Origin of the sequence: Micromonospora sp. NPDC002717 (assembly GCF_040295705.1) — a bacterium.
Taxonomy (GTDB): Bacteria; Actinomycetota; Actinomycetes; order Mycobacteriales; family Micromonosporaceae; genus Micromonospora.
Genome location: NZ_JBEOVW010000007.1, coordinates 137127 through 160637, shown reverse-complemented (window position 1 = coordinate 160637; position 23511 = coordinate 137127). Strand labels below are relative to the sequence as shown.

Annotated in this window: 20 protein-coding genes; 13 read left to right on the top strand and 7 right to left on the bottom strand. The window is 72.1% G+C overall.

Going from position 1 to position 23511, the window contains the following annotated elements; genetic code table 11:
* Positions 1–133 precede the first annotated feature (133 nt).
* The 6 genes from ABT006_RS13215 to ABT006_RS13190 all read left to right on the top strand — a co-directional run bounded on the left by ABT006_RS13215 (position 134) and on the right by ABT006_RS13190 (position 4266).
* The gene (locus ABT006_RS13215) at positions 134–484 is read left to right on the top strand and encodes a WXG100 family type VII secretion target (protein WP_350705959.1); all 351 of its coding nucleotides are present in this window, start codon (positions 134–136) and stop codon (positions 482–484) included.
* Positions 485–509: 25 nt separating this feature from the next.
* Entirely contained in the window at positions 510–812 is a 303-nt protein-coding gene (locus tag ABT006_RS13210; protein ID WP_350705957.1) for a WXG100 family type VII secretion target, read from the top strand.
* A 113-nt stretch (positions 813–925) separates the two neighbouring features.
* The gene (locus tag ABT006_RS13205; protein ID WP_350705955.1) at positions 926–1249 is read left to right on the top strand and encodes a DUF2563 family protein; all 324 of its coding nucleotides are present in this window, start codon (positions 926–928) and stop codon (positions 1247–1249) included.
* Positions 1250–1253: 4 nt separating this feature from the next.
* Positions 1254–2552, top strand: a complete 1299-nt coding sequence (locus tag ABT006_RS13200; RefSeq protein ID WP_350705953.1) for a WXG100 family type VII secretion target — start codon at positions 1254–1256, stop codon at positions 2550–2552.
* On the top strand, positions 2543–3865 hold the full coding sequence (locus tag ABT006_RS13195; protein WP_350705951.1) for an alpha/beta hydrolase: 1323 nt from the start codon (positions 2543–2545) through the stop codon (positions 3863–3865). The genes ABT006_RS13200 and ABT006_RS13195 overlap by 10 nt, the downstream gene beginning before the upstream one ends.
* Entirely contained in the window at positions 3862–4266 is a 405-nt protein-coding gene (locus ABT006_RS13190; protein WP_350705949.1) for a hypothetical protein, read from the top strand. The genes ABT006_RS13195 and ABT006_RS13190 overlap by 4 nt, the downstream gene beginning before the upstream one ends.
* Positions 4267–4293: 27 nt before the next feature.
* On the opposite strand, the gene ABT006_RS13185 is transcribed toward ABT006_RS13190, so the two are convergent.
* The 3 genes from ABT006_RS13185 to ABT006_RS13175 form a co-directional block, all read right to left on the bottom strand.
* On the bottom strand, positions 4294–5538 hold the full coding sequence (locus ABT006_RS13185) for a S8 family serine peptidase (protein ID WP_350705947.1): 1245 nt from the start codon (positions 5536–5538) through the stop codon (positions 4294–4296).
* On the bottom strand, positions 5535–6800 hold the full coding sequence (locus tag ABT006_RS13180; protein WP_350705945.1) for a sensor histidine kinase: 1266 nt from the start codon (positions 6798–6800) through the stop codon (positions 5535–5537). The genes ABT006_RS13185 and ABT006_RS13180 overlap by 4 nt, the downstream gene beginning before the upstream one ends.
* 370 nt (positions 6801–7170) lie before the next feature.
* A complete protein-coding gene (locus ABT006_RS13175) occupies positions 7171–7977 on the bottom strand; it encodes a hypothetical protein (protein ID WP_350705943.1) in 807 nt (268 codons plus the stop codon).
* Positions 7978–8981: 1004 nt separating this feature from the next.
* Here ABT006_RS13175 and ABT006_RS13170 point away from each other — a divergent pair.
* Positions 8982–10238 carry a sensor histidine kinase gene (locus ABT006_RS13170; RefSeq protein ID WP_350705941.1) on the top strand — a complete coding sequence of 419 codons (1257 nt, stop codon included), beginning with the start codon at positions 8982–8984 and terminating at the stop codon, positions 10236–10238.
* Between the two features lie 41 nt (positions 10239–10279).
* Positions 10280–10924, top strand: a complete 645-nt coding sequence (locus tag ABT006_RS13165; RefSeq protein WP_350706187.1) for a LuxR C-terminal-related transcriptional regulator — start codon at positions 10280–10282, stop codon at positions 10922–10924.
* Between the two features lie 73 nt (positions 10925–10997).
* Here ABT006_RS13165 and ABT006_RS13160 read toward each other — a convergent pair whose 3' ends face one another.
* Genes ABT006_RS13160 through ABT006_RS13145 form a run of 4 tightly spaced genes read right to left on the bottom strand, consistent with a single transcriptional unit; the run spans position 10998 to position 15227 of the window.
* Positions 10998–11822, bottom strand: coding sequence for an SDR family NAD(P)-dependent oxidoreductase (locus ABT006_RS13160; protein WP_350705939.1), 825 nt, complete (start codon positions 11820–11822; stop codon positions 10998–11000).
* A complete protein-coding gene (locus ABT006_RS13155) occupies positions 11819–12661 on the bottom strand; it encodes an amidohydrolase family protein (protein ID WP_350705937.1) in 843 nt (280 codons plus the stop codon). Before ABT006_RS13155 ends, ABT006_RS13160 begins: the two co-directional genes overlap by 4 nt.
* Positions 12658–13845, bottom strand: a complete 1188-nt coding sequence (locus ABT006_RS13150) for a mandelate racemase/muconate lactonizing enzyme family protein (protein ID WP_350706185.1) — start codon at positions 13843–13845, stop codon at positions 12658–12660. Before ABT006_RS13150 ends, ABT006_RS13155 begins: the two co-directional genes overlap by 4 nt.
* Positions 13845–15227: an aspartate aminotransferase family protein gene (locus ABT006_RS13145; protein WP_350705935.1), complete on the bottom strand. Its 1383-nt coding sequence runs from the start codon at positions 15225–15227 to the stop codon at positions 13845–13847. The genes ABT006_RS13150 and ABT006_RS13145 overlap by 1 nt, the downstream gene beginning before the upstream one ends.
* A 241-nt stretch (positions 15228–15468) precedes the next feature.
* On the opposite strand from ABT006_RS13145, the gene ABT006_RS13140 reads away from it, so the two are divergent.
* The 5 genes from ABT006_RS13140 (at position 15469) to ABT006_RS13120 (ending at position 23418) form a co-directional block, all read left to right on the top strand.
* Positions 15469–16284 carry an IclR family transcriptional regulator gene (locus ABT006_RS13140; protein ID WP_350705933.1) on the top strand — a complete coding sequence of 272 codons (816 nt, stop codon included), beginning with the start codon at positions 15469–15471 and terminating at the stop codon, positions 16282–16284.
* A 254-nt stretch (positions 16285–16538) separates the two neighbouring features.
* Positions 16539–18641, top strand: a complete 2103-nt coding sequence (locus tag ABT006_RS13135) for a putative phage tail protein (protein ID WP_350705931.1) — start codon at positions 16539–16541, stop codon at positions 18639–18641.
* A gap of 33 nt (positions 18642–18674) precedes the next feature.
* Positions 18675–20858, top strand: coding sequence for a putative phage tail protein (locus ABT006_RS13130; RefSeq protein WP_350705929.1), 2184 nt, complete (start codon positions 18675–18677; stop codon positions 20856–20858).
* Between the two features lie 38 nt (positions 20859–20896).
* The gene (locus ABT006_RS13125; protein WP_350705927.1) at positions 20897–22159 is read left to right on the top strand and encodes a Gfo/Idh/MocA family protein; all 1263 of its coding nucleotides are present in this window, start codon (positions 20897–20899) and stop codon (positions 22157–22159) included.
* 23 nt (positions 22160–22182) lie between these two features.
* The gene (locus tag ABT006_RS13120) at positions 22183–23418 is read left to right on the top strand and encodes an ABC transporter substrate-binding protein (protein ID WP_350705925.1); all 1236 of its coding nucleotides are present in this window, start codon (positions 22183–22185) and stop codon (positions 23416–23418) included.
* Positions 23419–23511 lie beyond the last annotated feature (93 nt).

Genomic DNA, 23511 nt, shown 5'->3' with positions numbered 1-23511 from the left:
CCCTGTGGGTAATAGTGCCGTGTCGGCGACGGGTACTTGTGCCGTACTACCAAGGGTGACGGATGCATAGCATCCCCAGCGTGTACGGCGCCGCAAGTCGGCGCGCGACCCTGCCAAGAGGAGGTGACCCGACGTGGCCAGTCCTGGATACCAGAGTGATGCCGCCGCGATGACGCGAGCGGTCAGCGGGTTCGACGAAGCCGCCACCAACACGGCTCGGAGCATGGCACAACTCGAGAGCGAACTCGTGTCGGTACTGAGCCGGTACGCCGGTAACCAGGCCACCGCTTTCTGGCAGCTGCAAGGCCGGCTGCAGGAGAGCATGCGGGTTGCGTCACGGGAACTGCAGACCATGTCCGGTCTGGTCAACGAGAGTTTCCGCAACTACAACACCGGTGACATGGCGGCCGCCGATTCCCTGCGGGGCCTCACCGGCGCCGTGGGCGAGGGCAGCCCCGTACTCAGCCGGCTGGCCGGTGCCTGATCTGCCCGGAAAGGGGTGATGTGAGATGACCGCCGATGTGATCAATGTGGAATTCGGCGCGCTGCGGGCCGCCGCCGACTCGCTGCAGGTGAAGGCCCAGGCGTTGAACGGCCACGTGGAACAGCTGCAGAGCAGCCTGGCCCCGATCAAGCAGACCTGGTACGCCTCCGGCAGTGCCGCCGGTCAGGCCGCGGAGCAGTCCGAGACGCGGCTGCGCGCCGCACTGGCCGACATCATCGCGGTGATCGGTCAGTTCTCCGGCAAGGTGAACGAGGCGCACGACACCCAGTTGGCGCTGGAGAACAGGAACACCAGCTTCTTCGCCTGAGCCGGTGCGATCAGCGGCGGCGTGGGGTGGGGCGGGATCCGCCTCCACCCGACGCCGCCGCCCCGCTGGCCGGCGTTGTTCTCAGCCGAGCTCCGAGACAGGAGAGCGCGACGATGTCCCACGAGGAGTCGTTCCGGGTCCACCTCGAATCGCTGCTGGCGTTCGCCCGCGAGTTGGAGGACCAACTGGAGGCGATGCGCAAACCGACGGACGGCCTCGGCCAGTTGCGCATCCGGCCGGTCCGGCTCGGCGAGTTCGGCGAGGCGGCGTCCCTGGCCGAGCGGCACCGGGCCGCCGCCGAACAGATGCACGAACTGCTGCACACCGTGCGGGAGGCGATCGCCTTCGCCAACGACGTGACCCGCATGATCGCGGACGGGTACGCCGACTACGACATCGGCGTCGCCACGTCCTTCCGGGCGTACGGAAGGGACTGACACGATGCCGCGTGGACACGGTCGGGCGCGTAGCGACTTCAGCCAGTACAGCCATCACGAACTCGTGCGGATGCTGCACGCTGGCGAACCGAAGTCGGTGACCGAGGCGGCGGAGGGCTGGGGAGCCGCCGGCACCGCGCTGCACGAGCGCGCCGGCGACATCGAGCGCCAGCTCCGCGAGTTCGAGCAGTGGTGGGACGGCGGCGCCGCCCGACAGTACAAGTTGATGATCAATGATCTGACCTCGGGTATCCGGCAGGTGGCCAGCACCGCGTTCACGGTGCGTGACCTGGCCTACTCCTCCGCCGAGGCGCTCACGACGGCCCAGAAGGCGATGCCCGCCCCGGTCGCCGTACCCGATCTCGCCCCCTCCGTCGTCGCCGCCGCGACCACGCCCCTGGTCGTACCCGCGGACACTCCGGCCAGCACGGTCGACGCGCTCCGCCAGCACCAGGCCGAGGCGGTCGCCGAGGTCAACGCCCAGCAGCGGGCACAGGCCGCCTCGAACGCGGCCCACCAGCAGGCGGTGCAGGTGATGTCCACCCTCGCCACCGAGTACGTCACCACCGAGGACGCGATGCCGGTCACCCCGAGCGCCGCGTCCCGGCCAACCGCCGGCACGCCGATCGAGGAGCCACCGCCGGTCACGCCAGCCCCACCGCTGGCTCCGCAGACCGGTAGCGGCCTGCCGTCCGTACCGGCCGAGACACCGGTCGACCCGGACAAGGCACCCGTCGACCCGGACGCGGCACCGCCGGTGACCCAACCCCGGCCGCTGTTCGGCACGATGTTCACCGCCGGGTTGGCCGCGGCCGCCGCCGCGCTCGGCGGGCGGTTCGCCACCGTGCCGCCTGGCCTCGGGGCCAAGCCGAAGGACGAGAAGAAGGAAACCGCCCCGGTGGCCGCGGCCAACGACAAGGCCACCGCCGGCAGCGCCCGGATCCCCGCCGGCGGCGCGGGTGGCGGTGTGGGTGGCGGTGTGGGTGGCGGCGGAGGCGGCGTCGACATGTCGCCGGTGGCGAACCAGTCCTTGGCCGGTCAGGCCGGCGGCCCGACGGCGAGCGGGCTCGCCGGAGCCGCAGGGGCCGCCGCCGGGGTAGCCGCGGCGAAGGGCATGGCCGGCGGCTTCATGCCGGCGATGCCCTTCGCCCCGATGGGCGCGGGCGACGCCGCCGGCGGCCGGCGCATCCCGCCCTGGCTGGTCGAGACCGAAGACGTGTGGGGCGAGCAGTCGGTGGTGACGCCCGCGGTGATCGGCGAGGAGCCTGAGTCGGACCAGTCTGGGGCCAGGTCATGGAGGTGACCACCGCCGGCTTCCGAGCCGTCCCGACCGCACTGGACGCCGCGGCGGCCGACCTCACCGGAAGCGCCGACCGGTTGAACACCATCCGCGGGCAGCTCACCACGCAAGCCATCAACGGCGAGGCGTTCGGGTTGGTGCCGCAGTCCCAACGCGCCATGCAGGCACACGGCAACAGCCTGCAGCTCAGCAGCACCGAGCTGGAGTCGGCGGCGACGCAGACCCGGCGGTTGGCCACCGGGGTGACCGCCGCGGTGACCAACTACCGGCAGGGCGACACCCAGGTCAGCCAGGCATTCCGACAGCTGCTCGGTGGTCTGGCCGGTGGCACCACCACCCTGGCCGCCGCCGGGGCCGCCGCGCCCGCCGGCACTGCCCCGTTCGGCACCCGGATCGAGGCCAACCGGGCGGCGATCACCGCCGAGTTGGCCGCCGAACGGCAGCGCCTCGCCGGCTATCAGGCCCAGCTCACCGGGGACCCGGTCGTCGACCACCGTCTGCAGGAGACCATCACCAAGTCGCAGGCGCGCATCGACCTGTACGAGAACGTCATCGCCGAGAACCGCAAGATCCTCTCGTTCGACCCCTCCGGTGACGGATCGATGGTCGAGCTGGTCGGCGACATCGACGCCGGCACCCGCAACGTCGCCGTGTTCGTTCCGGGCACCTTCTCCGAGCTGGCCAACTTCGAGCGGTACCGCGACGCGGCGGCCGGTTTCGTCGACGCCGCCCCCCGGCGGGACCTGGCCATGGTCACCTGGATGGACGGCGACCTGCCCTCCAACCTGTTCCCGCAGGCCCCGTCGGCCAGCTACGCCGACGACCTCGGGCCCCGGCTCGCCGACTTCTCCCGTGAGCTGCGTGCCGAGATCGCCGGCTCCGCCGCGGCCGGCAACGACGTGCAGGTCACCTTCGCCGGCCACTCGTATGGCGGCGCCGTGGTCGGCACCGCCGAGCAGCACGGGTTGGACGCCGACCGGGTCCTGCACATCGAGTCGGCGGGCATGGGTCACCGCGTGGACGGCCCGGAGGACCTGCGCCCCGCCCAGCCCGATGTGCAGCGCTACTCGATGACCGCCCCGGGCGACCCGATCGCCTGGGTCCGGGACATCAACATCTTCAACTGGGGGCACGGGGCCGACCCCGACGAGTTCCCCGGTGTGGTCCGGCTGGAGACCGGCAACTACCCCGACGGCCGACCGCTGGAGGGCACCGCCGCGCACTCCGACGTGCTGACCTACCACAGTGACGCGTGGTGGAACATGTACCAGGTGTTCACCGGCGGCCCGGTGGTGACGGTACCGTCGACGCCATGACCAGCCCGATCGACTACGAGCCGCTGGCCGCCGTGGCGGGGCCGCTGCGGGCCGTGCTGCACGCGGTCGCCGCGCGGTTCGGCGCCGACGCCCGGATCAGCCGCGACGAGCAGCTCGACTGCGACCCGTTCCGGCCGGCCGGCGTACCGAGCGAATCGGTGCGCTGGGAGTACAACCTACGGGTTCCCGTCCCGCCCGGCGCCGCCGAGATCCTGTTGACCGAGGTGGTGCCGGAGCTGAGCGCGGACGGTTGGCGAGCCACCGACCGCAGCAGCGAGACCGAGGTGGCCTACCAGTTCCAGCGGGACGGGGCGAACCTCGGCGTACACATCTCCCGGGACGGCACCGGCGAAGTGGTGGTGGGCGGCTCCAGCCGCTGCGTACCGACCGAGATCCCGTAGCGCCGGCCGCACCACGGGTGGGGCCGGTCAGCCGCCGGGACGCCAACCGCGGGCCCGGCCCCGACGCGCCACGGCCGTACCGATCCCGAGCAGCAGCGCCGCCCCGAGTCCCGCCGACGCCAGCGGCAGCACCAACGGATCCACACGGGAACCAGGGTTCGCACGGGCCGCGGCGACCGGCTGCGCGCTCGCGCCCACGGCTCCCGGCGGATCCTCGACGCCCTCTGCGGCCACCGCCCGGTACGGATCCACCATTCCCCAGCCGAGCTGCGGGTGGTGCCCGTCAACCGCGGTCCGGTGCGCGGTCGACTCGATCCGCCGCACCACCTCGGCGGCGCTGAGTTCTGGCCGGTACGACCGCAGCAGCGCCGCCGTGCCCGCCACGTACGCCGCCGCGTAGGCCGGATCGTCGACCGTGGGTGAGTGTCCCAGCCGACCGTCCGCTCCGGCGGAGAGGCTCACCAGTTGTCTTCCGGGGGCGGCCACCCCGATGTAGTCACCGGATTCGGTAGAGGCCACCGCGCCGTCCGGCCCGAAGGCACCGACCGCCAGCACCCCGGGCAGGGCGGTCGGGTAGCTGGTCGCACCCTGGGTCCGCGCGCCGGAAGCCGCCGGCGACACCACCACGATGTCGGCCGCGATCGCCCGTGCGGTGGCGTCCCGCAACTGGGCACTGTTCCTGGTTGCCGGCAGTACCACGTAGATCACTCGGGCGCGGGCGGTGACCGCGAAATCGATGGCGGCGGCGAGCCGACCGGGGTCGACGTTCCCGTCTCCCTGTCTGGTGGTCTGGGTGTAGCGAACCGGGAGCACGGACACGCCGGGAGCCAGACCGGCGAAAGTGGTCTTGTCGTGCGGCCGGGCGGCGATCAGGCCGGCGGCGAAGGTACCTCGGCCATCACAGTCGTCGGTCGCCCCGTCTCTGTTGGCCAGGACGTCCCGACCGTCCTCGACCTGACCTGGGCGAAACTGTGCGTTACGGTCGTCGACGCCGGTGCCGAGCACCGCGATCCGCACCCCGGAGCCCGTGCTCAGTGGCCACACCCGGCGCGGCCCGAGCAGCTCCATCGCCCACGGGGTGCCGGCGGTGTGCACTCCCACCGGGTTGGCGCAGCCGGCCGGCGCACCGTAGCTGGCCGGCGCGGCTACCGGCAGCGCCCCGACCAGCGCGCCGACGACACCCGCCAGCGCGCCGAGAGCAGGTCGTGAGCCAGCCGGCCCCGGTCGGGCCGCCGTGCCGGCGCCGCGCCTGGGACTGCCCAACCGGATCATGCCGGCACCCGCAGGGTCACCCGGGTGCCGCGACCGGGCCAGGACTCCACGGTCGCCTTGCCGCCGACCTCGCGCAACCGGGCCACGATCGACTCCCGGATGCCGAACCCGGGTCGGCCGGCGACATCGAAGCCGCAGCCGTGGTCACGGACCACCACGACCAGGCCGCTGCTCTCCTCGTCGGCGCGGACCACCGCGTCACCGATCCCGGCGTGCTTGGCCACGTTGCCCAGAGCCTCCCGCACCCCACCGAGGACCGCGTCCCGGTACGGGCCGGACATCCGACTGCCGGCGCCGGCGGCCACGGCCAACTCCACCCGCAGCCCGCGTTCCGCGAGTTCCTCCACCAGTTCGGCCAACCCGTCGGCGAGCGGGTTGTCGCTGCCGCCACCGGGATCGTCGAGCGTCCTACGCAGCCGAGCGGCCTGGACCCGGGCGGTGGCCCGCACCTGGGCGAGCTGCACCGCTGACGCCGTCTCATCCGCCGCGCTGTGCAGGGCGATCGCCTCCAGGGTCTGCAACACCGTGTCGTGCAGCGACCGCAGCCACCGGGCCCGCTCGGCCTCCCGACCGGCTTGGATCCCGTACGACATGGTCAGGTGCAGACTCAGCCCGCAGATCACGAGCGCCGCCAACGCGACCACCACCGCCAGTCCGAGCCACCCGGCCCGGCCGGCGAGCGTTCCGCTGTCCACGGCGGCGCCGAACGCGACCGTCGCCAACTGGACCGGCATCGACAGCAGCACCGCGAGCACGCCACCGACCAGGCCGTACGCGCCGGTCACCAGGACCACGGCACCGGCCAGGTACGACCAGAACACCTCGGTGTGGGGCACCACCGCACTTCCCACCACGTTCACCCCGTACGCCACGGCGAGGTCGACCAACACGGCCCCGCGTACCCGTTCGAGGTCCACCGTCGACCGCCGGTAGACCGTGACGATCGCCGCGACGTTGGCGGCCAGCAGCAGAGCCGCAACCGGCAGCAGAGCAACCAGTGCCACCGGCTCCCCGCGCAGCACGAGCAGGCCCATGGCGACGGGCAGGACGCACACCCGGTATGCCAGAGCACCGAGCAGCAGGAAACGCGAGGTCTGGCGATGCAGCACGGCAGCGGCGGTGCCGTCGACCGGACCGGAACCCTCCGCGAGGGCCGCCGGCGTCCACATCGGAGGGCGACGCGGGAAGACGACCCCCGCCATGGCGGCGCGGGTCAGCAGCGCGAACACCATGGCCGGCATGGCGACACTGTCGACTGTCACGGACCCTCCCCCGCCGCGCCGACCAATGCCCACGTGTCAGCTCCTTGTCCATCACCGACCGCGCGTCGCGACTGGCCCCACGAGGATCATGGACAGTTTTCCCGACATTTGACCTTCGAAGCAAGAGCCGGCCGCGCATTGATCCGCGCCGACGCCGAATGGCGCCCGGACCCGCGAAGGTCATCCCGCTGTGGCCCGCCCCACCCCCGGTGGGAGTCGCTCGCCTCTACAGCGATGAGCCACAACAATCCGTCGAAACCCGGTGAACGTTGGTGGACACCGCACCAGGGCTGGCACAGCGGAGGGCTGCCCACAGCGCGAGAGGTGTCTTCTCGCTGGAGAGCGTGCAGCTGATCGCCCACGAGGTGCGTCACCATCCGCCGTCGAAGAAGGCCAGGAGTGCCGGCGCCGGGTCCGCTGCGGTGGTCGTGTTCGCCACAGCGACAACGATCACGACCAGCGACAACAACGCCGAGAGAACACCGAAGGACCCCAACACGCGCCTCGTCCGCCTGTCGGACCGCCCTGTTCTCGCAAACCTCTTCCACAACACCACGCTCGTGCCGACGAGGACGACCGCCACGATCCCAGCAACCACGGCCATCGCCACGTGATATCGAGAAAAGTCGCTGACCATCACCTCGAGGGCCGGCGGGGTCCGGTCACTCACACTCAGGGAGTCCGCCAGTCGCTGCCTGACCTGATCGAGCGTGTCGGCGAGCTCTCCGTCGGTTTCGCCGGCCGTCAACATCGGCAACAGCGAGGCGTAGGGCGCTACCGCACCCTGCACGTTGGCCATCACCATCGCCAACGAGAACAGCGCGAGCATCGTGACAAGAACGCCGCCCGACGTGAGGGCGGCCCTCCTTCCCGCCCCGAGACCGCCGGCCCTCAGGAATGCCTTCCAGAGAAGAAGGCCGAGTGCGACGAGCACGATCAGCAAGATCGCAGCGATCACGGCCTTGGCCAGGTGGTAACGGAACCAGTAATCGACAACCCTCTGCATTCCCGGGGAAAAATCCCGGTCGCCGGAACGCCAGTACTTGACGAATTCTTCGCCCAGGGCTTCTACGAGGTCGCGCCTCTCGACGAAGCCGCCGCCCGACCCGCTCGCCGCCAGCGTGCGCGGGGCGACGACGAAGGCGGCGGCGAGGGCCACAGCGAGGGCGACGAGCATAACGAGGATGCGACCGGAGATGCCTGCGGATCGCGACGGGGCTGCGGGACTGCGCAAGGAGATTCCTTCGGCTCGGTCGAGTGTGTGTAGACGGCCCGGCCGCAGCCAGGAGGGCCGCCGCCACCATGAGTCGGTTACCGCGTCGGCGGTGAGCGGATCGTGTTCGGGAACGTTCGTGCGCGCCGGCGGGTTGTGATGCTGTCGTTCGTTCCGATCACCATCCCGCACCGGCGGTCGCCCGGTCACGGGGGTGCGCCGGACACTTGGAGGTGGGGCCTGCCCCACCTCTCAGGGCAGGGCGGGCGCAGAGAGTCGGCCGCGACAGGCGTCGGCCCCGCAGCCCACGCTCGGTCAGCCTGGCGTACGGCGCGCGGTGTGATGGCCGGCGCATCCCCCGCTGATCGCGCTCATCGGCCTGGGCATCGGCGCGACCATCCGGCACGCCGCGGGCGTCATCTGTGCCCTTGTCGGCGTGCTGATCGTGCTGCCGCTGCTGTCCGTTCCGGCAAGCCCTCGATTCCGGACACGGTGCAGAAGTTCCTGCCCAACGCGATGCCGAACTCGCTGACCGCGGTCAAGCCAGTCGCGCACATGCCGTCGCCCGGCTGACCTTCCGGCCTGCTGCGCCCGTATACGATGGACGCGCCAGCGGCCGGGGTTGGGCTCTCACCCGCCGTGATGCCTGAACCGCCACGGCAGCACCACGATGTCAGAACCGCTGCGCCAGAACAGGGAACAATGGGGCATGAACACGGTCCAGCGGGCCGGGCGACGAGTTACCGCCAGCGCACGTCGGCGCTGTGCATCCTGCTCTTCGAGGACCACAGCCGGACCGGCACCGGGTCACCTCCACCGGGCAGATGGTCGACCTGAAGGCGGATCGGCGTGCGCTCGACGGTGGGGAATCCGCCGTCGTGGTCGGTCCAGGCCGAGCGGTGGCGAGCCGCGGGCGTCGGTGGCGGGCGGGCGTCAGGTTCGTCTTCCGTACGGGGCGTCGCACGGTCGTGGAGTCGCTGTACCTGCTCACCGCGCCGGTGACCGCCGCGGCCGGCCTGCTGCTGGTGCTCACTGGTCTGTGTATCGGAGCGGTCGGTCTGCTGTTGCCGGGCCGGTCGCCGGTCGTGGCCGGCGGTTTGGCGCTGGTGCGGTGGTTCGCCGACGTGGAACGGTGGCGGATTGCCAAGGTGCGTCCCCCGGCCGTCGGCGTGGAGGGTGTGGGCCAGCGGCGGAGACCGAAGGAGACAGCCGCCGCGGCCGGCCCGGGGCTGTGGCTCGGTGTGGCGCACGCGGTGGCGGTGCTCCCTGTCGCCCTGGTCACCTCGGTGGTGACGGTGCTGTGGTGGTTCGTCGGGCTCGGTGCCGGCACGTCCGCCCTGCGCAGCCCCTGCTCCTCCGCGGGGCCGATGCGGCCGACGACCCTGACCGTGGGCAGCCCCCGGTCCCACATCGCCGTGACCCTGGGACTGACGTCGCCGACCGAGCGGCTCGCCTTCGGGACCGCGGTCGGCCTGCTGTTGCTGTTCACCCTGCCGCTGGTGACCCGGGCGTGCGTCGCCGCCCAGGCCGGACTGGGGCAGACGCTGCTGTCTGACGCGTCCGCGTTGCACCGCAGGATCAGCGGAAGGGAGCGGGAGCGGGACACCGCCCGCGGGCGGACCGTCGCCGCGGTGACGGCCGAGGCGACCGCGCTGCGCCGGCTCGAACGCGACATCCACGACGGGCCCCAGCAGCGGCTGGTCCGCCTGGCGATGGAACTGGGCCGCGCCCAGCACCACCTCGACAGCAGGCCGGAGGCCGTCCGCGCGGCGCTCGCCGACGCGATCGTCCAGACCGAGGAGGCGCTGGACGAGCTACGGGCCCTGTCGCGTGGCATCGCCCCGCCGATCCTCGTCGACCGTGGCCTGCGCGCGGCGCTCACCGCCCTGGCCGCGCGCTCGACCGTACCGGTTGAGCTCGATGCCGACCCCCTGAACGACCGGCTGGACGCGGCGGTCGAGACGGCCGCGTATTTTGTGATCGCCGAGGCCCTGACCAACGTGGCCAAGCACAGCCGCGCCGCCCGGTGTGCGATCGGGCTGCGCCACAGTGAGGGAACCTTGCGGGTCTGGGTGGCGGACGACGGGGTGGGCGGCGCCGCGCTGGACAAGGGACACGGGCTGCGCGGGTTGGAAGACCGGCTGCACGCGGTCGGCGGCCGGCTGTGGGTCACCAGTCCCTACGGCGGCCCGACGGCGATCACCGCGGAGCTGCCGTGCTGCTGAATCCGCACGAACCACCACCGGACCGCGCGGCCCGCGGTCCGCTGCGGATCGTCCTGGCCGACGACGCGGTACTGCTGCGTGAGGGCCTGGTCCGCCTGCTCGCCGAGGACGGTCACCAGGTGGTGGCCGCGATCGGTGATGGCCCGGCCCTGGTCGAGGCGGTGCTCAGACACCGCCCGGACGTGTCGATCGTCGATGTGCGGATGCCGCCGACCTACACGGACGAGGGCTTGCGCGCGGCGATCACCGCCCGCTCGCAGTTGCCCGGCGCCCCCATGCTGGTGCTCAGCCAGTATGTGGAGGCGTCCTACGCCGGCGATCTGCTCGCGGACGGCTCCGGTGCGGTCGGGTACCTGCTGAAGAACCGGGTCGCCAGGGTCGAGGAGTTTCTGGATGCCCTGGATCGCGTCGCCCGGGGCGCGACGGTGCTCGACCCGCAGGTCGTTGCGCAGTTGCTGGCCGGGCAGCGCCGGGACAACGCCCTGGGGGCGCTGACCACGCGTGAACGGCAACTCCTGGCGCTGATGGCCGAGGGTCATTCCAACACGGCCATCGCCGAGCGGCTGGTGGTCTCCGCCAGCACGGTGGAAAAGCACATCGGCAATGTTTTCGCCAAGCTCGGCCTGCCGCCTGACGACGCCCAGCACCGTCGGGTGCTCGCCGTCCTTGCCTACCTCAGGTCCTGACGGCGGCCCGTCCGCAACCTCTCTCGGTGGGGCCTGCCCCACCGAGGACGCCGGCCGGGCCCGCGAGCGTCCCTCAGAGAGTGCTGCGGTACGGCGGCATGAACCGCAGTCGGGGCATCTGGTCAGCGAGCACTCCCCCGTCGACGACCAGGTGGGTGCCGTTGATGTAACGGCCGGCCTCGGAGGCGAGCAACAGGAGCGCGCCGACGCAGTCGGCCGGCGTACCGTAGCCGCCCCGCAGGGGGATCCGCTCCTCCCAGGCTGCCTCGAACGCCTGGCGGTCCAGGGAGAACTCACCGTCGATCGGGGTGGCGATCATCCCGGGAGCGATCGTGTTGGCGGTGATGCCGTGCGGCCCCAGCTCGGCGGCGAGCGACCGGGTGAGTAGCTCGACGGCACCCTTGGATGCGTTGTAGTGGGCCAGCCCGGCCTCGGCCATCAGCCCGTTCTTCGAGGAGACGTTGACGATGCGGCCAGCCACCCCGTCGGCGATCATGTGCTCGGCGACGCGTTGCGCGAGGAAGAAGACGGCGTCCACGTTCACGCGCATCACCTCCCGCCAGTTGGCGACGGTGATCTCGTTGAAGTGCTCCAACCGGGCTACCCCGGCGTTGTTGACCAGGACGTGCACCGGCCCGTGGGCGCGCCGCAGGTCGTCCACCCAGGGTGCGATCGCCTCGGTGTCGGCCAGGTCGAAGGCGTACGGGTGGCAGGCGCGGCCGTGGTCGGTGACCGCGGCGGCGACCGCGCCGAGGTCGACGCCGGGCCGGTCGACGACCACGACGTCGGCGCCGGCGGCGGCGAGCCCGGTGGCGAAGGCCGCCCCGAGCCCGCGCGCCGCACCGGTCACCACGGCCAGCCGGCCGGACAGGTCGAAGGAGGACGGGACGATGGTCATGCCAACCCCAGCAGGTCGAGCGACGGGCGGTGGATGAGCTGCTCGATCTGCTCGGTGTCGAGCGGGTCGAGGCCGGGGATGCCGGGCACCCGACCCACCGCCCGCAGCCCCTCGATCGAGGCGTCGACGGTGGTGAAGGGATAGTCGCTGCCGAACAGCAACTTGTGCCACACCCCGTAGTCCTGGACGAGCCGGAGGCTGTGCCAGAGTTGGAAGGGTCGGTAGTGCAGCGCGGAGACGTCGGCGTAGACGTGCCGGTGCTTGCGGATGACCGCGATGCACTCCCCCTCGTACGGGTGGCCGAGGTGGGCCAGCACCATCCGCAGCTCCGGGTGGCGGATCGCCACCTCGTCGAGGTGCACCGGAAGGGCGAAGCGCAGCGGTGCGGTGGAGACGAAGGTGGTCCCGGTGTGCACGAGCAGCGGCAGTCCGTGCCGGACGGCGTAGGTGTACAGGTCGTCGTAGGCCGGGTCGGCGGGGTCGAACCCGGCGTACATCGGCATCAGCTTGATGCCGCGCAGGCCGAGGTCGCGGTGCCCGTGCTCCAGCTCGTCGCGCCAGCCGGGCTGGGTGGGGTCCAGGGCGAGGTAGCCGACCAGCCGGTCGGGCTGGGCGGCGACGTACGCGGCCACGGCGGCGTCGTCGACCCACAGCCCGGAGCGGCGGGCCTTGCCGCCGACCACGATCGTCTTCGTGTCCTCCGGTGCGGTGGCCGCGTACTCCGACCACCGCACCGTCAGGTCGACCTCGCCGCCGTGCGCCCGGGCCGCCTCGGCGGCGAACGGGTCGCCGACGTGGTCCGGGCAGTCGAACAGGTGCGAGTGCACGTCGACGATCATCGGCGGTCCCGTTTCTCCCAACCCTCGGCGAACATGTTCCAGAAGCCGTGGCTCGGCGGGTGCTCGACGAACACCTCGTCGACCAGCTCGACGCCGAGGCCGGGTGCGGTGGGCAGGTCGATGTGCCCGTCGACCACGGGCAGGGCACCGCGCACGGCGTCGAAGACGTATTCCTCCAACAGGCCGTCGAACGTCTCGAGGATCTTGAAGTTCGGCATCCCGAGGACCGCGTGCACCGAGGCGGTGGTGCACAGCGGCGAGTTGGAGTTGTGCGGGGCGACCACCATGGCGTGCTGGTCGGCGATGGCGGCGAGCTTGCGTACCTCGGTGAACCCGCCGGCCATGGACAGGTCGGGTTGGATGATGTCGACCGCGTTGGTGGCGAACAGCCGGGCGTACTCGTAACGGTTGTGGAAGTGCTCGCCGCCGGAGATCGGCATGGTGGCGCGGGCGCGCAGCTCGGCGTACCGCTCGATGTGGGTCCACGGCAGCGGTTCCTCGAACCAGCCGAGGTCGAACGGCTCCAGCTCCCGGACGAGCCGGGCGGCGGTGTGCATGGCGAAACGGGCGTGGCCCTCGACGAACAGCTCGGTCTCGGGCCCGACGGCCTCGCGGACGGCGGCGACGATGTCGACCGATCGGCGCAGCTCGGCGCGGGACAGCTCGCCGAGACCGGCGCCGAACGGGTCGAACTTCAGCGCGGTGTACCCCTTGGCGACGGTGGCGACGGCCCGTTCGGCGAAGGCGGCGGGCTCCCGGTCGCCGGTGTACCAGCCGTTGGCGTAGACCCGGACGCGGTCGCGACAGGCCCCGCCGGTCAGCCGGTACGCGGGCACGCCGAGGGCCTTGCCCATGATGTCGTAGAGGGCCTGGTCGACGCCGGAGACGACGATCCCGCCGACGTCGCCGCCGCGCAGGAAGTCGCCCTGGTACATGCGCAGCCAGATCTCCTCGACGTCGAACGGGTCGGCGCCGATCAGGTGCCGCCCGGCCATCGCCTCGGCGAGCTGGCAGGTCTCCCGGGCCCGGTACGGGTGGGTGATCTCGCCGACGCCGGAGAGCCCGGCGTCGGTGTGCACGCGTACGTAGGAGAAGTCCCGCCAGGCGGTGCCGAGGGTGAGGGTCTCCACCCGGCTGATCCGCCCGGCCGGGCCGACCGGGCGTGTCTTGTCGACGGTCAGCATCACCGCCGCCCTCCCCCGGTGGGGGTCGCGCCGCCCATGGTGGCGGTGCCGGCCAGCTCGGTCACCCCGCCGGCGGCGAGGGTGTCGCGGACGGCCGCCCGGGTGGCGTCGACGAGGTGGTCGATGTCGGCGTCGGTGTGGGCGTACGAGATGTGGTTGCGCTTGAGGTTCAGCGGCAGCTCGAAGATGCCGTGCTCGGGCATCCGCCGACGGTAGCCGATGAACATGCCGGCATCGTTGCGCAGCAGGTCGTCGTAGCTGCGCGGCGCCGGGCCGGCCATGAAGTACGTCACGAAGACGGAGCCGTGGCCGGTGACCACGGCGGGGACGCCGAGGTCGGCGAGGACCTCGGTGATGCCGGCGCGGGCCCGCTCGCCGAGCCGGTAGACGTGCTCGTGCACGGGCTCCGCGCGCAGCTTGCCGAGGGTGGCGATGGCGGCGGCGACCACGGCCGGGTGGCCGTTGTAGGTGCCGGCGAAGAACGCGGGCGCGCCGGGGTGGGTGCTGAACATGTCCATCAGGTCGGCCCGGCCGCCCAGGGCGCCGATCGGGTAGCCGTTGGCGATGGCCTTGCCGAGGGTGGTCAGGTCCGGGGTGACGCCGCTGATCTTCTGCCAGCCGCCGAGGTCGTGCCGGAAGCCGGTGATCACCTCGTCGAAGACGAGCACGCTGCCGGCCCGGGTGCACTCCTCGCGCAGGGTGCGCAGGAACTCCTGGTCGGGCAGGAGGCAGCCGACGTTGTGCGGCACCGGCTCGACGATGACGGCGGCGATGTCGTCGCCGTGCGCGGCGAAGGCGGCCCGGACGGCGGCCACGTCGTTGAAGCGCAGCACGAGGGTGGCGTCGAGGACCTCGGGCAGGATGCCGGTGGAGATCGGGTCGGCCACGCCCACCTTGTCCGGGGCGGAGATGACGTTGAGGCTGACCGAGTCGTGCCAGCCGTGGTAGCAGCCCTGGAACTTGACCACCAGGCGCCGGCCGGTGGCGGCGCGGGCGACCCGCAGGGCGTGGAAGGTGGCCTCGCTGCCGGTGCTGGTGAGCAGCACCTTCTCGATGCTGGGCACCAGCTCGGCGAGGGTCTCGGCGAGCTGGACCTCGCCGTCGGTGACGGCCACGCCGCACAGGTCCAGCCGCCTGCCGGCCTCGGTGACGGCGGCGTTGACGTCGGGGTCGTTGTGGCCGAGCAGGGGCGGCCCGAAGGCCGCGTGGTAGTCGGTGTACTGGCGTCCGTCGGCGTCCCAGAAGTGCGCTCCGGAGGCCCGGGCGATCACCAGCTCGGTGAGGCCGGGGATGCTGCGCTGTCCGCTGTTGACGCCGCCGGGGATGACCCGACGCGCCCGCTCGGCGAGCGTGGCGCCGGTCGGGGCCGATCGTGAATTCACACCTTCTCCTCATCGGTGCGGCGCGGCGACCCAGCCCGGTCGCGGCGCCGCGGGGTGTCCGCCGCAGGAGGAACACTTCGAAATTTCGGAACACTGTTCGGCATTGCCAAACGATGTTCGGCATACTAAGCACGCTTGTTCGCCACGGTCAACACGCCGGGATGCCAAATCTCGAACAGCTTTGTTACGCTGTTCGGCCATGGCGAACAGCTCCGGCTTCCCCCTGCCCGAAAGAAGGACCATGACCACCACCGAAGACGGGGACAGCTCCCGCTACCTGGTGCGCAGCGTCAGCCGCGCGGCCGAGGTGCTGGAGGCGTTGTCCGCCGCCACCCCCGGCGAGGGGCTCAGCGTCACCGACGTCGCCCGCGCCTGCGGCCTGTCCAAGAGCGCCGCGTTCGCCACCCTGCACACCCTGTGCCACCACGGCCTGGCCGCCGACGACGGCGAGGGGATGAACCGGCGCTACCGGCTCGGGATGTCCCTGGCGCGCCTCGGCGTCCGCGCCCAGGAGCAGCTCTCGCTGCGCGACATCGCCCGCCCGGTGCTGACCCGGCTGACCCGCGACACCGGGCTCAGCTCCCGGCTGGCCGTCCCCGAGGGGGCACACGCGGTCGTCGTCGACCAGGTCAGCAACGGCGAGCGGATCCAGATCGAGCTGCGGATGGGCACGCGCGAGCTGCCGCACTGCACCGGGCTGGGCAAGGCCCTGCTGGCCGAGATGACCCCGCCGCAGGTCGCCGAGCTGATCGGCCGCGTCGGGCTGCCCCGGCGCACCGACCACACCATCTGCGACCTGGACTCCCTGCTGGCCCACCTGGCCGACGTCCGCCGCGCCGGGTACGCCCTCGACGACGAGGAGGACGCCGAGGGGGTGTTCTGCATCGGCAGCGCCCTGCGCGACCACACCGGCGCGTGCTGCGGAGCCATCAGCGTGACCGGGCTGAAGCTCGGCCTACCCAGCTGGCGATACCAGGAGCTGGGACGACAGGTGCGCCAGGCCGCCGACGCCATCTCCGGCCGGCTCGGCCACGTCCCGGCGGAACAGACCCCTTGACAGCGGGTTCACCTGCTGTTTAACGTTCCGCCAGCGTCGCGGCCCGGCCGCGACCGTCTCGGGCGAACCAGCTGACTCCCGTCGTGCCGCAGCCCCGGCACCGGGCGTTCCGGTCAGCAGCTCCGCCGCCTGCGCGCCTCGCGCGTTTGCCCGACCTTCCCCCGTCCTGTGGCGCCCCGCGGCGCCCACAGACCCCCAGCACCGCCGTCCGGCGCACCCGCCGGCCGGCGGGACCGCGAAGGTTGAGGCTCTCCATGGGTCTACTCGGCACGTCCGTTCCCACCCCCCACGACCAGGTCCTGCGCGTCGACACCGTCGCCGACCTGGCCGACCTCACCCCCGCCGCGCTGACGGCCCGCACGCTGGCACGGGTCGCCGGCTACCACACCCCCGGCGACGGCGGCGGCATGCTGCTGCGCTGGGACCCCACCAGCACCGCCGCCGGCAACGGCGGCACCGTGCACGACCCGTACCCGGGCGGGCGCGGTGACCGGCGCGGCCGGTGGTCGGCCGTGCACGACGGGGTCGGCGACTTCCGGATGTTCGGGATCTTCGGCCGGGACACCCCCGCCGACGCCGCGCTGGACGCGATGGTCGCCGACCCGGCGATCCGTCGGATCGAGGCCCACACCGACCTGCGCTTCGTCAAGCGGCACACCTTCGGCCGCAGCGACATCGAGCTGGACTTCGGCGGGCACACGGTGCACACCGACGGCATCGAGCGCAACACCCACGACAACCCGTTCGGCGCGGTGCTCTACTTCCGGGGTGCGGTGACCGACACGACGGTCACCCACACCCTCACCGAGACCGTGCCCGAGCTGACCGACGTGTTCCCGGTGCCCGACTCGGGGCGCTTCACCGTCGGCCAGTGGTGGACCGCCACCAGCAATGCCCTCACCGGCGCCGACGAGCGCGAACTACAGAAGATGGTCCAGGTCACCGGGATCGTCGACGGCACCCACATCCGGGTGGGCTACCTCAACGGCTGGACGCTGGAGCCCGGACGCACGATCACCTGGCGGCGGGTCGAGCCGGTCCAGCACGCCCACGTACGCAACATGGTCTTCCTCGGCCACGTCGCCTTCACCGGCGAGTACCCCGGGTCCGGGCCGGACGACCGCGAGTACAGCGGCTCCCACCCGGTCGCCTACGAGTACGCGGTGCGCTGCGACGTCTCCGGAATCGACGCCACCGGCACCTGGTGGCCGGTGATCATGCGCCGCTGGTGCACGCACTTCACCACCGCCAACTGCACCCTGAAGAACCCGCCGACCGTGATGTACGGCGGCGCCGGCTACCTCACCCAGCAGATCTACTGCCTGTACGGGCACGTCGTGGACTGCCGCAGCTCCAACGCCCGGCACCTCAACGACCTCACCGCCTCGGCGTACTGCACGGTGGAGAACTGCCACGGCGACGGCGACGACGCCGGAGGCAACCCGTTCACCACCCACGGCCAGTACGAGCACGACCTCGTCTTCACCGGCAACTCCGGCCTGATGGACATCGCCAACAGCGGTGGCCAATGGGGCATCAGCGCCAAGCGGATCACCGTCCGCCGGCACGTCTGCTCCTGGTTCGTCGCCGGCACCAAGATCACCGACCTGACCCTGGAGGACGTGCGGGTCGTCGCCCGCTCCACCTTCGACCCGGCCGGCACGCTCCAGGTCAACGCCGACGGCGCGCAGCTACGCGGCTGTTCGGCGCGGACGCTGAGCATCGCCCAGCGCTCGACCCGCTCCCGCCGGCCCACGGTCATCGCCGACTGCGACTTCGACCAGCCCGCCGGCACGGTGATCGTGCAGACCCCGGTGAGCAACCCGGTGCACTTCGTCCGAACCACCTTCCGCGGCCTGGACGGCGCGATCATGCGCGGCGCCGGCCCCGTCCACTTCACCGACTGCACCCTGACCGGGGCGCCGGGCGCGGCACCGCTGCTGATCGGCGCGGCCGAGGTGGTGGTACGCGGCGGCACCCTGACCGACACCGGCATCGAGCTGTCCGCCGTCCGCGACCAGCGCCTCGTCGTCGACGGCGGTGCGGTGGTCACCGGCAGCAACGCCCGCCGGGCGCTGCTGACCCGGGCCGCCGGCACCGGCGCGGTCCGGATCGAGCTGGGCGACTACCGCAGCGCGGCGGCCGACGCGGAGACCGCGCACGTGCGCATCGACACCGGCGTCAACCGGTACCGGGCCGTCGGCGCCCGCTTCTCCGGCGGGCGGCTGGCGCTCGCCGACGCGGCCTTCGGCGCCGCCTCCACCCTGCTGCACACCGGGTGCGTCGAGGAGGGGGTCGCCCGCGAACTGCCCGCCGACTCCGCCCGCGTCGCCACCGGCGACAACCTCACCCTCTGATCGCCTCGCCCCCCTGGAAGAGGAGACACCCCCATGGACCGTTCCGAACCGACCTCCCGCCGCACCCTGCTGCGCGCCACCGGGGTCGGCGGGCTCGCCCTCGCCGGCGCCGCCCTCACCCTCGCCCCCGCGACCGCCGCGTCCGCCGCCCCCGAGCCCGACAGCACGGCGAACCCCCTGGCCCCCGGCCTCGACGCGGTCCTGCACGTCGGCACCGTCGCCGCCCTGCTCAGCCTGAATCCCGGCACCCTGCACGACGGGCGGGTCGTGCACGTCGACGGGCACTACGCCGCCGGCGACGGCGGCGCCCGTTTCGTCCGCTGGAACGCGGCCAGCACCGCCGCGGGCAACGGCGGCACCGTGCTCGACCCGCACGGCGACCGGCCCGGCCCCGGACGCTGGCTCCAGCTGCACGACGGCGTCGTCGAGTTCCGGCACTTCGGCATCTTCGACGCGAAGACCCCCGCCGACGCCGCGTTGGACGCCATGGTGAACGACCCGTCGGTGCACCGCATCGAGGCCCACTCCGACCTGCACTTCGTCAAGCGGCACCGGTTCACCCGCAGCGACCTCGTGCTCGACTTCGGCGGGCACACCATGTCCACCGACGGGATCGAGGACGCCGGCCGCGACGACCCGTTCGCCGCCGTGTTGTTCTTCCGTGGCACGGTCACCGACGAGGTGCGCACCCACGCCCTGACCGAGCCGGTCCGGGAGGGCTGGGACTCCTTCCAGGTCGCCGACTCCGGCGCGTTCGCCGTCGGCCAGTGGTACGCCGTCGAGGTCAACCAGCTCGCCGGCCGCTGGGAGAAGGAGCTGCAGAAGCTCGTCCAGGTCACCCAGATCGTCGACGGCACCCACATCCGGGTCAACTACAAGAACGGCTGGGAGCTGGCCCCCGGACGCACCCTCACCTGGACCCGGGTCAAGCCGGTCAGCCGGGTGCACGTACGCGACCTGGTGTTCACCGGCAACGGTGGCGACCAGTACACCGGCTCCCACCCGATCGCCTACGAGTACGCCGTGCACTGCGACGTCGCCGACGTCGACGCCACCGGCACGTTCTGGCCGGTGATCATGCGCCGCTGGTGCACGTACTTCCACACCACCCGGTGCACCCTGAAGAACCCCACCTCGGTCACCTGGGGCGGCGCGGGCTACCTGACCCAGCAGATCTACTGCCTGTACGGGCACGTCGAGGACTGCCGCACCTCCAACGCCCGGCACCTCAACGACTGGACCGCCTCGGCGTACTGCTACGTCACCAACTGTCACGGCGACGGCGACGACCAGGGTCCGTTCGTCACCCACGGCCAGTACGAGCACGACCTCGTCTACACCGGCAACTCCGGGCTGATGACCTTCGCCAACTCCGGAGCGGCCTGGGGCTCGGCGGCCAAGCGCATCACCGTACGCAAGCACGTCTGCTCCTGGTTCGTGGCCCGGGTGAAGGTCACCGACCTGACCCTGGAGGACGTGCAGGTCATCCGCAAGGCCGGGCTGGCCGGCTCCGGGATGATGTGGGTCAACGCCGACGGCGTGCAACTGCGCGGCTGCTCCGCCGACGACACGCTGATCATCTCCCAGCAGTCCACCCGGTCGCAGCGGCCGAACGTCATCGAGGGCTGCTCCTTCACCCTCGCCACCGCCGGCACCGACGTGGTGCAGGCCAGCGTCACCACCCCGGTGCACCTGGTCCGCACCACGCTCCGGGGGGTCAACGGCCACACCTTCAGCGGCACCGGGCGGCTGCACCTGACCGACGTGACGTTCGTCGGCGCCCCCGACGCCGCGCCGGTCACCGTGAAGTCCGCCGACCTGCGCCTCTCCGGCGGCACGTTCACCGACACCGGCATCCGCCTCGCCGGCACCGCCGACCAGCGGATCAGCGTCGGATCCGGGGCCCTGTTCAGCGGGACGAACGCGGCGAAGGCGCTGCTGTCCCGCGCCGCGGCGACCGGCGTCGTGCGGTGGGAACTGGGCGGCTACCGCAGCAGCACCGTCGACGCCGGCACCGCCCACGTCAGCGTCGACGCCGGCACCAACCGGTACTCCGCCGTCGGGGCGCAGTTCACCGGCGGGAAGCTGCGGCTCGCCGACGCCGGCTTCGGCGAGGGGTCGTACCTGCACCACACCGGGTGCGTCGAGGAGGGCGTGGCCCGGGAGCTGCCCGCCGCCTCGCCCCGGGTGCGCGACGCCGGAAACCTGACGGTCTGAACGCGGCGACGGCGAGCGAGAGAGAAGGCGAGGAACAGGTGGAACAGCAGGACCGGCCGGTGCGGGTGGCGCTGGTGGGCGCCGGAAACCGGGGACAGACGTACGCCCGGTGGGTGGCCGCCAACCCCGCACGCGCGCGGCTCGTCGCGGTCGCCGACCCGCGCCCCCACCAGCGGGGGCTGATCACCGCCGCCCACCCCGGCGCGGCGGAGTACGCCGACTGGCGGGACCTGCTGGCGGCGGACGCGCCGGCCGACGCGGTCGTCGTGGCCACCCAGGACCGGATGCACGTGGAGCCGGCCGTCGCGTTCGCCAAGGCGGGCCGGCACCTGCTGGTGGAGAAACCGCTCGCGCCGACGGCGGACCAGTGCCGGGAGATCGTCGACGCGGTCCGCGCCACCGGGGTGCTGTTCGCCGTCTGCCACGTGCTGCGCTACACCCCCTACACCGACCTGGTGAAGCGGGTGGTCGACAGCGGGGTGCTGGGCGAGATCGTCAGCGTCCAGCATCTCGAACCGGTCGGCTGGTGGCACTACGCCCACTCCTACGTGCGCGGCCCGTGGCGGCGGGAGGACCTGGCCACCCCGATGCTGCTGGCCAAGTCCAGCCACGACCTGGACTGGCTCGGCTACGTCACCGGCCGGCGCATCGAACGCGTCGCCAGCTTCGGCGGGCTGCGCCACTTCCGGCCCGACCAGGCCCCGGCCGGCGCCGCGCAGCGGTGCCTGGACTGCCCGGTCGAGCCGGACTGCCCGTACTCGGCGCCGAAGCTGTACCTGCCGGTGCTGCGTGAGCACGGGCCGATCTGGCCGGTCAGCGTGGTCACCGACGGCACCGACGAGGCCGCGCTGGTCGAGGCGCTGCGCACCGGCCCGTACGGGCGCTGCGTCTACGCCGGCGACAACGACGTCGTCGACCACCAGGTCGTGGCGATGGAGCTGACCGGCGGGGTCACCGCCACCTTCACCATGGCCGCCTTCACCGAACAGACCCACCGCCAGACCCAACTGTTCGGCACCCACGGCTCGCTCTCCGGCGACGGCGAGCGGGTCCGGGTGCACGACTTCCGCACCGACCGGATCGAGGTCCTCGACGCCGGCACGGTCGGCGGGTCCACCGCCGCCGACGACCACGGCGGCGGCGACACCGGGCTGATGGACGCCTTCGTCCGCGCCGTCGCCACCGGCGACGGCCGGCACATCCGGTCCGGACTGGACGAGACCCTCGCCAGCCACCTCGCGGTCTTCGCCGCCGAGGCGGCCCGGCACACCGGCACGGTCGTCACCGTGCCCGCGCAGTGAACCCTTCAGAGAGGAACGGACAGATGCGAGTTCGCAGGTTCGCGCCGGTCGCGGTCGCCGCGCTGGCGGCCGGGCTGCTCACCGCGTGCGGCGGCGAGTCCGACGCCGGCGGCGACAAGCAGAACGTCACCATGTGGATCTACCCGGTGATCCCCGACGAGGCCACCCACCGGGGCTTCTGGGACAAGCAGGTCGCCGCGTTCGAGGCCGACCACCCGAACGTCGACGTGAAGGTCGAGATCTTCCCGTGGGCCAAGCGGGAGGAGTCGCTGACCGCCGCGATCGCCGGCGGCAAGGGCCCCGACGTGGTCTACCTGATCCCCGACCAGCTCGGGAAGTTCGGCAAGATGATCGAACCGGTCGACGAGTACCTGCCGGCCGACGCGAAGGCCGACTACCTGGACAACCTCCGCGAGGCGGTCACCCAGGACGGCAAGATGCTCGGCGCGCCCATCCTGACCAGCGCCAACCCGCTGATGTGCAACGCGAAGGTGTTCGCCGCCGCCGGCGTCACCAACTACCCGAGGACCTGGGCGGACCTGCTCGCCCTCGCGCCGACGTTCAAGGCCAAGGGCTTCGACGTGACCAACTACTACGCCGACCCGAACGCCACCCTGAACCAGTCCTTCTACCCCCTGCTGTGGCAGGCCGGCGGTGACGTGTTCGGCGCCGACGGCAAGTCGGTGGCGTTCGACGGCCCCGAGGGCGTCAAGGCGCTGACCTTCCTCAAGCAGCTCGTCGACGGCGGCTACGTGGAGAAGGACCTGCTCACCAACATCCCCGCCTTCGAGCAGACCAACGTCGCCAAGAACAAGGTGGCCTGCACCTGGCAGCACGTCCCGGCCGACGTCGAGACGTTCTGGGGCAAGGAGAACATCAAGATCTTCCCGCCGCTGACCGACGTCAGGAGCGTCGGCTACGGCGCGGTGGGCAGCCTGTCGATGCTCAAGGGCAGCAAGGCCAAGAAGGCCGCCGGCGAGTGGATCACCTTCGCCACCCAGCCGTCCGTGGCCACCGCGTACGACACGGCGGGCGGCTACTTCTCCACGAAGAAGTCCGCCGGCTCGCTCTACGCCCAGGACCCGGTCAACGGCGAGCTGGAGAAGACCCTGCCGAGCATGACCGTCGGCTCGCTGAACGAGAAGAGCCGCGAGGTGATGGGCGTGCTCGGCCCCGAGATCCAGGCCGCGCTGATCGGCAAGAAGACCCCCGAGCAGGCCCTCGCCGACGCGGCCAAGGCCGCCGACGCGCTGCTCTGACCCACACCGGCCCCGCCGTCGCCGCGTCGCGGCGGCGGGCCGGGCACCACCAGACCGGCCACGTCGGCCGGTCCGTACCCGCGAAGAGGATGG